Annotated in this window: 10 protein-coding genes and 2 pseudogenes; 2 read left to right on the forward strand and 10 right to left on the reverse strand. The window is 31.5% G+C overall.

Annotation, left to right across the window (positions count from 1 at the left end; genetic code table 11):
- Positions 1–165 precede the first annotated feature (165 nt).
- Genes NIE88_RS17345 through NIE88_RS17375 form a run of 7 tightly spaced genes read right to left on the reverse strand, consistent with a single transcriptional unit; the run spans position 166 to position 5,369 of the window.
- Positions 166–456 carry a hypothetical protein gene (locus NIE88_RS17345; RefSeq protein ID WP_253064026.1) on the reverse strand — a complete coding sequence of 97 codons (291 nt, stop codon included), beginning with the start codon at positions 454–456 and terminating at the stop codon, positions 166–168.
- Complete coding sequence (folE2, locus tag NIE88_RS17350; RefSeq protein ID WP_253064030.1) at positions 453–1,229, reverse strand: GTP cyclohydrolase FolE2; 777 nt, start codon at positions 1,227–1,229, stop codon at positions 453–455. The genes NIE88_RS17345 and folE2 overlap by 4 nt, the downstream gene beginning before the upstream one ends.
- Positions 1,230–1,251: 22 nt before the next feature.
- Positions 1,252–1,617 carry a 6-carboxytetrahydropterin synthase QueD gene (queD, locus tag NIE88_RS17355; protein WP_253064032.1) on the reverse strand — a complete coding sequence of 122 codons (366 nt, stop codon included), beginning with the start codon at positions 1,615–1,617 and terminating at the stop codon, positions 1,252–1,254.
- Positions 1,589–2,764, reverse strand: coding sequence for an AMP-binding protein (locus tag NIE88_RS17360; protein WP_253064034.1), 1,176 nt, complete (start codon positions 2,762–2,764; stop codon positions 1,589–1,591). Before NIE88_RS17360 ends, queD begins: the two co-directional genes overlap by 29 nt.
- Positions 2,754–4,142: a coproporphyrinogen-III oxidase family protein gene (locus NIE88_RS17365; protein WP_253064036.1), complete on the reverse strand. Its 1,389-nt coding sequence runs from the start codon at positions 4,140–4,142 to the stop codon at positions 2,754–2,756. The genes NIE88_RS17360 and NIE88_RS17365 overlap by 11 nt, the downstream gene beginning before the upstream one ends.
- A gap of 31 nt (positions 4,143–4,173) precedes the next feature.
- Entirely contained in the window at positions 4,174–4,863 is a 690-nt protein-coding gene (locus NIE88_RS17370) for a 7-carboxy-7-deazaguanine synthase QueE (protein WP_253064037.1), read from the reverse strand.
- Between the two features lie 14 nt (positions 4,864–4,877).
- The gene (locus tag NIE88_RS17375) at positions 4,878–5,369 is read right to left on the reverse strand and encodes a nucleoside deaminase (RefSeq protein WP_253064038.1); all 492 of its coding nucleotides are present in this window, start codon (positions 5,367–5,369) and stop codon (positions 4,878–4,880) included.
- 513 nt (positions 5,370–5,882) lie between these two features.
- Between NIE88_RS17375 and NIE88_RS17380 the strand changes: the two genes are divergently transcribed.
- Positions 5,883–6,053, forward strand: coding sequence for a transposase (locus tag NIE88_RS17380; RefSeq protein WP_253064039.1), 171 nt, complete (start codon positions 5,883–5,885; stop codon positions 6,051–6,053).
- Between the two features lie 612 nt (positions 6,054–6,665).
- On the opposite strand, the gene NIE88_RS17385 is transcribed toward NIE88_RS17380, so the two are convergent.
- The 3 genes and pseudogenes from NIE88_RS17385 to NIE88_RS22870 all read right to left on the reverse strand — a co-directional run bounded on the left by NIE88_RS17385 (position 6,666) and on the right by NIE88_RS22870 (position 9,138).
- A complete protein-coding gene (locus NIE88_RS17385; RefSeq protein ID WP_253064040.1) occupies positions 6,666–7,964 on the reverse strand; it encodes a helix-turn-helix domain-containing protein in 1,299 nt (432 codons plus the stop codon).
- A gap of 550 nt (positions 7,965–8,514) precedes the next feature.
- Positions 8,515–8,697 (reverse strand): annotated as a pseudogene (locus NIE88_RS22865) (EamA family transporter); the annotation flags it as partial.
- A 279-nt stretch (positions 8,698–8,976) separates the two neighbouring features.
- Positions 8,977–9,138, reverse strand: coding sequence for an EamA family transporter (locus tag NIE88_RS22870; protein WP_373689454.1), 162 nt, complete (start codon positions 9,136–9,138; stop codon positions 8,977–8,979).
- A gap of 29 nt (positions 9,139–9,167) precedes the next feature.
- Here NIE88_RS22870 and NIE88_RS17390 point away from each other — a divergent pair.
- Positions 9,168–9,821: pseudogene (locus NIE88_RS17390) on the forward strand (tyrosine-type recombinase/integrase); the annotation flags it as partial.
- Positions 9,822–9,878: the final 57 nt, after the last annotated feature.

Raw genomic sequence — 9,878 nt, forward strand, 5'->3', positions numbered from 1 at the left:
TTTCTTTTTTATGTGAGAACAGTTTCTTAAGAAATTTCATTTTTACTCACCTCCTTTTGAATCAAATCGCTATTGAATGCAGAATATTACCAATTTTAAAAAATAAATTTATAATAAAAATCACACAGAATACACTAAAAACATTTAAATATATCTATAGAAAATCTATAGCTTATTTAGTTCTTTATTAAACGAAATTTCATATTTTCTTTTTACGGTTTTTATAATATTATTAATTGTAGATAAATCTCGAACAGACACATCATCAGTAATAATTTCAATTTTTGCCATGTTTTCAACCTCGACAATTAACTCAACCAAAAATAACGAAGAAATTATCTTTGAACTAAATAAATCTGTGTCATCGTCATAATTACTTTGAATCAATGCTTTACTATTAATTTTTTTGCGAATAAATGTTCTAAGATCTGTTTCAACATCTTTCCATTTTCTCATTTTTTATCTCCTTTTTTATCTCTACCAATATATGCATAGGCATTATGATTATGAATAGATTCATAATTCTTTATTTCAATTTCAAGTACCTTATATTTATCTTTTAAATTAATAATTGCGTCTCTAATGACATCCTCAACAAACTTAGGATTATCATAGGCATGTTCTGTAACAAATTTTTCGTCAATTCTTTTTAAAACTGAAAACAGTTCCTCCGATCCGGCTTTTTTTTCAATTATATTAATTACGTCTAGGATATCGTTAAAGTTATCAATAATAATAGAAATATTTACTTCTCCGCGTTGATTATGCGCCCCACGTTCACTTATCGCCTTAGAACATGGACAAACCGTTGTTATTGGTACTTTAATTCTTGTGATTATATTAGGTTTGTCACTAGTTCCACTAAGACTAACCTTATAGGCAACGAATCCTTTGACTTTGGAAACAGGGCTACTTTTTTCAATTAACAAATCGAAATCTAACTGTATAAAGGAGCTTTTAGCATCTAATCGTTGGTTAATTTTATGGAGCAATTCAACTAACGAGTTAAAATTAATTATCTTATCCCATTCGGTTAAGACTTCAATCATTCTACTCATGTGAATAGCTCTCTTTTCTTCATCCAATGCTACGGTAAATTTAACATTTGCAACACTGTTTTTAATGCAGTTAGGCTTTAGGTCAAATTGCACTGGAATCTCGAAATCACTAATACCTACTTGATCAATATAGACATGTCTATTATCAATAGTACTTTGAATATCTCTCATATTTTCATACACTTTCTCTCTTTTATTTAGTAATTTTCACATAGCACTTGCTTGTTTCATAGAGCTTCACACTTTTGAGAAAATAATTTTGTCCCTTCAGGCTTTCTTCTAGTGTATTAAATATATTTGATGCGACTACTTCTGCAGTCGGAATTTTAAAAAAATCATTTAAACTTGAATGATCAAATTTACTAATCACTTTTTCTTGAACAATTTTTTTTACATCAGAAAAGTTACATACCCATCCTTCTTCGTTTATTTCCCCCATTACCTCAATAGTTAACTCATATCTGTGGCCGTGCAATTTGCTACATTTTCCATATACATTTTTTTCCGGTAATTGATGACTAGCCTCAAACTCAAAGTGCCTTCCTACTATTGTTTTCATAACCGCTTCTCCCCTTTATGAACAAATAATTATTCTTATCAAAATATCCCCTATCATTTGTACAAAAATATCCGTTTATCAAATTAATTTCTTTTTCACCTTCTCTAGTTTTATACTTATCAGAAATAGTTTTTGATCTTATGAATATAAGCTCATCTTTTATCTTAATTTTTGTTCCATCAGGTGGTCTGCCAACACTCATGAAATTAGAAGATGTTGGACATACATTTGCACTGATAAGACTTGCTTCCATCATTCCATATATTTGACTCAACCATTTTCCAGTACATTCATAAAATTCAAGCCCTATTTCACTATTTAGTGGATCGCCTGAACAAAGAAAGGTCCTATAACTACTTGTATTAATATGTTTATCTGAATGATCATTTATCATTTTATAAACAGCTGGGATACCAACAAATAGAGATGGTTTATAAGCATCAGATATTAAGCTAAAACTTTTATAGTCAAAGAAACGTTGTATTAGTAGAGTTGCTCCTGAAAAGAGACACGCTGTAAGTCCCATTGTTAAACCATATCCGTGTGTAATTGGTACCGGACAATAAACTATTTCGTTAGTCTTGTAGGAGTATAAAGTTACTATATTTTGTGCATCTAATAACAGGTTTTCACTAGTTTTAAAAGCAATCTTTGCTCTTCCTGTAGTTCCTGTAGATGTCTGCATAAGCTCATAATTATTGATCCTTTTCTCTTCATTAACATTAAGAACATTAAGATCAAAGTTATCATTTAAATTAGAGTATTTAGGTAATTGGCTTCTAGTCAATACGTGTATTTTGTTGTCGTATAACATATTTTCAAAATCCCTAAATAAATAATCTTCTACAAGGGTAACATCTACCTCTGAAACTTTTATTTTGTCCTTCAGGCTTTTTATATTGGCTGGGTTTAATAACAAGATCAAACAATTGTTCTTAGATAATGCTAAAAGATTGATAATTAATTCTAAAGAATTATGCATACACAGAGCTACTCTTTTTCTATTGACACTATGCTTACTTAAAAAAGTTGAAGTATAAAGCACATTTTGAAATAAACCATAATTAGTTACTTTTATATGGTTGTAGATCAAGGCAAGGCAATCACCCTTTTCCCTTACATTTTTTACTAGCGTTTCATAAAGCATTTTTTTCCTTCCTTTCATGCTTGCAGCCCATATAATCCTCATTATATGGATTAAATCCTTTTTTCAGAGATATCATAAGTGATTGCAAATATGCATCCCACGCGTCTTTATTAATAAACAACGAAGATATATTTCCAGTCCATGGAAGACCCCTATCAGTTACTCTATAGTTACTCTCATCATCTAATTCAAGTATGTGGTGATTCACTAACTCATCCAATTTATTTTTATATCTTGAATAATTAGGTATTTCATTTTTGGGTATTTTTAGCAAAATTGGGAATAAAACCATTTTCCGATCATTATGCTCATCTTCTGAACATTTTAAGCTTAATTCGGCAGGATAATTTAATTTCATCACTTCAGAAATATATGCTTCTATATCAACTACATTTTTATATGCATAACCATCAATGTAGCCTCTAGATGAAGCTCCTAGTCCAATTACATTGCCATTATTTAAATAAACCTTATCTCCAATGTGTACCTTTTTTTGGTATCTGGAATACGTGTTAATAGTTAATTGGTTATATCCCTGACCCTTGAGCCAATTGTTAGCAATGATAAACATCCTTATTGAATTTTCATTGGAAGGATTTAAAGTATAATAGTCTCTCTCTCTAATTTTTTTATCAAGATTAGTGTTTGGAAACACAGCCATACTATACAAGTCCATCTGATAGGGATTTATTTCATTAACTTTTTTTAAATCGTTCAAAAATATTTTCTCATTTTGATCTGGCATATTGTACATCATATCAACACAAAACTTCATTTTCCCAAACTTTTTAATAAGATCAATACCTTTGTAAAGCTCCTCAAGTGTTGCTCTTATGTACATATTCTTCCTAATCTTGGGATCAAAGGTTTGAACTCCGAAACTTATTCTATCGACCCCTATACTATACAAATCTTTTAACTGACTCTCATTAGTAATACAATTGATCGATCCTTCAACAGAGATATTTTGATCGACTTTGAAGTTGAAAAATTTTTTAGTCGCTTGAATAATCTTTTCAAAATCTTTAACATTTAATAAAAAGGGATTACCTCCCCCAAAATGAATTGATGAAATTTTCTTTTTTCTTATATAATTTGTGTTACCATACAAACTCATTTCTTTGATTATTGAATCAATATAGACATCTTTATATTTCTCCAGTCCTTTTTTGCCAAATACTTTATAATAAGGGCAAAAAAAGCAGTTCGAATCACAAAATGGTATATGAACGTATAAATTAGTGGGCGTATCTTTTATTCTCGGATTATTTAGAAAGTCAAAAAAATTATCATTAAATTCTCTCTTATGTTTGTTTCTTGTTAACCGTGGGTAAACCCAAAAATCATCAAGGCGATTGTTGAATACCTTATTTAACAATTTACTACACCTCTTTATTAATATTTTGATTCTAAGCTTCTATTCCATTATCCCAAACTTGCAACTGTAATCTATTTGCATATCGAAATTGATGTCTAATGCATAATCCAATCATTTCTTGCTGAACTTTAAATAGATCCATTCTTGAATTAGATAAAGGCATTACTAGTACTCTTTCTCTGTTATAAGTTTTTAATAGTGACAGTACATGTTCTATCTCATTAAAATCTTGCTCCATATTTCTTGCAACAAATTTAAGCTGGTAAGGATATCTACCAATATAGTAATCAATAATGGTAGGTTTAATTCTTTGTTTCTCACCCAAAACGGTATCATTTCCCATTTCTGAGTGGGCTAATTTGGGACTCATACTCACAAAATTACAATTTATATTTTCCCTCAAAATTGTTGCATTAGTTTCAATAGTAATAAAGTGATTGCTTTTTTTGAAAATTTCTATTAGATTTTTTATTTTTCTACTAAGTAGCGGTTCTCCGCCAGTTATGACGACATGTCTTGTCGCAAAAGAATTTACAATCTCACTAACTCTCTTGAGGGAATATTTTTTACGCTGCATATTCTGTTGTTCATCACACCATGTACAATTCAAGTTGCATCCTGGCAATCTTACAAACACCGATGGAACCCCTTCATAAATGCCTTCTCCTTGTATAGATCTGAAAACATTTGAGATGTATATAATTTCTTCATCATCATTCATGATCTCTAAACTCCTTAAATATTGTTTTTAAAAACCCATGATAAAATTCTTTGTTTTTTACACCATGTTCTAAGAAGTTGTAAACATTCTGAACGCATAACATTTGGAACAACAGTGATTTTGTAATTTACTTTATCTAAAAGCTCATTTGTATTAATATTAATTTCCGAAAATCCCGCTTTAATTAAGTCTTTAATAGATGTACCATACACAACCTTTGACATTCTTGCCCACGTAATAGCTCCAAAGCACATTAAACATGGTTCAGAAGTTGAAAAAATAGTATATTCCTTAAGTTCAGCAAATTTTTTTATTTTTGACGCTTGAATTAATGCATTAATTTCAGCATGGTGAACAGTACTCTTTTCTGACAAACAAGTATTTCTTGTTAGAATAATTTCTCCCTTATCATTTACAATACAAGCTCCAAAAGGAAGTTCTCCATTGTTAATTGCTTTTTGTGCTTCCTCGATAGCAAGACTCATGTAATATGTATCTGCTTTCATTTTATCCTCCAAAATTTTAAACTTTATAAGTCAATATATTAATCAATGTTAGTATTTATTTCTTATTGATATAATTATAAAACATTTATTGATTAAATTAATAACAATATCAATATGTTCACGTTTATTTCATATTATCTTACTCATAATCATGTCCTTTTGAAAAATATTCTTTTAAAAAATTCATTATGTATTCGTCGCTTCCAAAATTCGTACAGATTGATAAAGCAAAAGATTATATCCATTTTTTCCGTCATTTATGCACATCAAGTAAATCTTTTCATGTTAGTCAACGAATTCATGGCCCAAACCTGGCTTTAAGCCAGTAGATCCTTTTAGGACACGATAGCACTTCAGTGGCCTCTGAAAGGAATGTCCAGGTAAAGGGATATATCCACTATGGAAGCCATATCGTGTACGGTATTCAGTATCACGTAGTGTGAAAGACTAAAATGGCTATAAGATTCTACGGGAAAAATTGAGGAAATTTAGGTTTAAAGGTGTTCTTCAAAGATGTTGCAAGAAGCGTTTAAGGAATTAAGGCAAAATATTGGACAACACCTTTGGGCATTCGGTTATTTTTGCCGAACAGTTAAGACAGTTACAGAGAAAACAATTAAGCAATACATCGAAAACCAAGACAGAGGTCGAGTTGATGGTACGTTTAAAATCATCAAAGATTGAGTTCAACTCTTGAGCAGGGAATTTTTAACCGGTTTTTGTCGGAATGGTGACTTCAGTCGCAACCCCCCCTGTACTTTAATGCAGGATGGTTTAGAAATATTGACGTTAGCATAAATGACCGTCGTCAAAAGGCAACAAAAGTTATTCATCTGGTCAAGATAAAATACTATCCTATCCTTTAAAAGATCAAATGATGAATAAATAAACCGAAAAATTCTAATTATACAGAAAATTAATTAGAAGCTTCAGGTCATCAGTCGATGAATTTGACTAGATCCATGCCAAGTCGTCCCAATCTACTGTAACTCTTTCCTTTTGCATCATAGGTATGAGGCAGACTCCTATACACAGGGCATTGGTGTAAAGACAAAGATAAATCAAAGAAAATTGATAGTCTTAAACAAGAGATCGAAGAACTGGCAGGAGCCTTCGCCAGTAAAGCGGTTAGGAATTGAACCAATTTAAAATCCTAATCCCATGCATGGAATTAGGATTTTACTTAGTCAGATTATATATAGGAAAAAGGCACCATTTCTTCACTTTATGCAGGAAATAAGTGCCTCCATATATTTTATAACTTATTGGGTATCAAAATAACTCAATTTTTTAGAATCATCTCCAAGCGGCAGCTAATATTAATTGGGAGGATTCTTTCATTGCTAGAAACGCATTTTCTTTATCTAATTTTTCGTGTAGTATATCAGCTTTATGGTGCAAGCACTGGGCTTGCCAATGTACATCATTGTTAAAGCAATCAAGAGCTTCCAGTATTAATTTTTCTGCTTCCAGAACATTTTTCTCCTTGAGATAAATTTTTGATAATTGATATTTTAACATCCCATCAAACTCAACATTACTCGGCATTATGCTTAATCCTTTTCTAATCCATTCTTTCGATTGATCGTACTCTTTAAGCAAATAAAGAGTTAGCGACAATTCGTAAATGATATTTTGAACATGCATAACCTCATCTAAGTTAGTGGCGATCTCAAAACTATTCAAAATAGCGGCGTAGGATTGATGCAATTTATTTAATTTGCGATAGGCTATTCCCAAGTTAAGTAAACACTCATAAATTCTCTTTTTATTGTCATATACTTCGAAAATTTCTATCGCTCTTTTACATGATTTGACCGCTTCAATATTTTCATTTGAATATAATTCTGAAACTCCTTTGAGCATATACAAGTCACCATTGATATTATTGACTTCATTAGTATTTATCATCGTTAAGGCTTGACTAATTGTCTGTCTACCCTTTAAAAATTCTTTTTTCTTGCAATAACAATATGCAAGAACAAAAAGAAAATTAAATTTATATGAGCTTTCAAGGTCTATACTTTTAGATTCAGTTAAGATATGTCCGTATAAGGCCCGATCAATGGCTTCGGAATAATTACCCACTTTTTTGTATAATTGCGCCAAATTCAGGTAAACATCAATTATATTTTTCATATGTTTTGAAGGATCAAAGTAAAAGAGCGATTCCTCAAAAATATCAATTGCCTTACAATATTCTTTTTGCTTAATTAAAATCTGTCCTTGATAATTTAGTAAAACTCCTTTATAAATCACACTATCATTAGTTTCATTCAAAGTTTTTCTTAATACCGTTTGAGCTTCTAAAAGTTTGTTTGCTTTAATTAGGGTTTGACAAATAGTGATTTTTTCATTAATGAGCGATAGATCAATTTTTCGTTCCCCTGAATCCCTTACAGAAGTATCTTCTAATAGTACACTAGCCGAAACGCCAAGTTTGTTTGCAATTATTTCCAACGTTTTAAGCGAAGGGACACTCCGTCCGCTTTCAATTAAACTAATCATACTTCTACTTAATCCAGGGCCAGCCAATTCACCTTGAGTAAATCCATATTCTTGTCTTAATTTCTTGATATTTTGAATATAATTCATCAATCATTGTATCCTCTCAAGTTATTATCGTTGTTGTCATTGACAATTATAACATTTGTTACTAATATTATAAACATAATAGGGGGAATGAATAATGAAAAAATTAATTTGTAATTTTTATCACATAGCATTTTTCTTCGCTGTATTTATTAGTTTAATGAATACACCTCCAATTTGGCCAGATCTTATTAATTTGCTACATTAATGTCTAAGTTTACTTTTGACTTACAATAACATTTGTCACTAAAGTTAGTCTAAAACAAAAATATTATCGAAGAGAAAAAAGCTGATTGTTTTTTTCTCCATTTTTTTGTTAAAAAATATTATTATTGGACACAAAAAAAGCTTGATAGATTGAGTGTTCACTTTTTCATTTGGTCCAAGTCAAAACGCCTGATCACTAACAAGGATCTCTGCGAGCATTCCCATAATAGAGACTCCATATCAAGTTCCAACTTTCTTCATTCTCTGTTGTACAACTATGCATTTTTTAGTTGCTCAAATAAGTGTCTTGAAAAAATTCGTCTCAAAAATATAACTTGATAATGAGTTATTCAATATTAATTTTTTCTTGAACCTGTTTTGATTTTTTTGAAACAACTCCAATATTAACTAATGATACACCAACTATTGTTATTATTCCTCCAAGGATAGAAAACCAAGTTGGTACCTCGCCAAACCAAATCCATGCAATTAGAAAAGCAAAAACGGGGGTTAAATAAATTGAAGCAGACCCTTTCGACGATCAGATATGAGAGACAGCATAGGCTAGGGCAAAATAGGCAATCACTGTTGGAAATAAACCTAAATATAAAATGCTTAAATTAGTTCTTATTGATGCTGATAGAATTTCCTTGGTCACTCCTGGGGAGAAAAAAACATAAATAGAGTTCCGGCCCAAATAGTATACGATGTAAAAGCAATGTTTCCATATTTTTTTAGATAAGCGGCTTGAATGACAAAATAAATACTTTCCGAAAAGGCCGCAAGTAAGACCCAAAGAGCTCCTAAACTAAACCGAAAATCCCCACCCGTACTTATAGAAATTAACGCAACTAGAAATTAACGCAACACCCATAAAACAAATTAATGTTCCTAACCAACCAAGAACATTAAATCTCTCATTCATAAAGAGTGTTGATAAAATACCCGTAAAAACAGGAGCAAGTGCCACATGATAAACTGTAAATCCGGAAAAACCTCATCGATAAACAGTTTGCCTATTTTTACAAAATGAGCCTGTCTGACATTACGCCATTGATCATGCAAAAATGGCAAATCCGTGTAACCCAAAAGTACTCAAGCCAATACGTTCGAGGCATACAAGGTTTACTATCCTTGGCATTTGATAGAGCCATCGTCCTGGGTTTGATGAAAGACAATCCATCAAAAACCATTGGAAACATTAAAAAGACAAAAACAGAAATTGATTTTTGGACAAAGGAAGAATTTTAAGACTGGAAAGAATTACAGGGCACCCTGTGTCAAACGAATTTTATCTTGTCTTACAATGGCATCCCGACTCAAAAATGGACAATTGCCTATGCGATACAAAGATATGCGAAAGCTGCTCATGTTCATCGCATTAAAATTCACGGGTTAAGACATTCTCATGCCTCACTTTTAATCAGCATGGGAGAAAATCCCTTGGTGATCAAAGACCGACTGGGTCATAAAGACATTCAAACGACACTCGGAACTTACGGACACTTATATACGAACAGCAGCTTTCAAGTCGCCGATAAACTGAGTGGCTTTATTCATCTGCAAACCAGCGCAGAGACCCAGATTAAGCATTACAGCAGCAATCAATTTATTCAGACCCAATATCAAAGTGTGCCAAAAGTGTGCCAGTGAACTGTATCCCTTGTCAAGGACAATAAAAAAAGACTTATGCTACTTTGAGAAGATGAC

It is taken from the genome of Sporolactobacillus shoreicorticis, from assembly GCF_024125445.1.
GTDB classification, from domain to species: Bacteria; Bacillota; Bacilli; order Bacillales; family Sporolactobacillaceae; genus Sporolactobacillus; species Sporolactobacillus shoreicorticis.

Coding starts and splice junctions, on each gene's coding strand:
- folE2 (WP_253064030.1), bottom strand. CDS start 1,229: ATGAGAGATATTCAAAGTACTATTGATAATAGACATGTCTATATTGAT.
- NIE88_RS17385 (WP_253064040.1), bottom strand. CDS start 7,964: ATGAATTATATTCAAAATATCAAGAAATTAAGACAAGAATATGGATTT.
- NIE88_RS17345 (WP_253064026.1), bottom strand. CDS start 456: ATGAGAAAATGGAAAGATGTTGAAACAGATCTTAGAACATTTATTCGC.
- NIE88_RS17380 (WP_253064039.1), top strand. CDS start 5,883: ATGTTGCAAGAAGCGTTTAAGGAATTAAGGCAAAATATTGGACAACAC.
- NIE88_RS17370 (WP_253064037.1), bottom strand. CDS start 4,863: ATGAATGATGATGAAGAAATTATATACATCTCAAATGTTTTCAGATCT.
- NIE88_RS17360 (WP_253064034.1), bottom strand. CDS start 2,764: ATGCTTTATGAAACGCTAGTAAAAAATGTAAGGGAAAAGGGTGATTGC.
- NIE88_RS17375 (WP_253064038.1), bottom strand. CDS start 5,369: ATGAAAGCAGATACATATTACATGAGTCTTGCTATCGAGGAAGCACAA.
- queD (WP_253064032.1), bottom strand. CDS start 1,617: ATGAAAACAATAGTAGGAAGGCACTTTGAGTTTGAGGCTAGTCATCAA.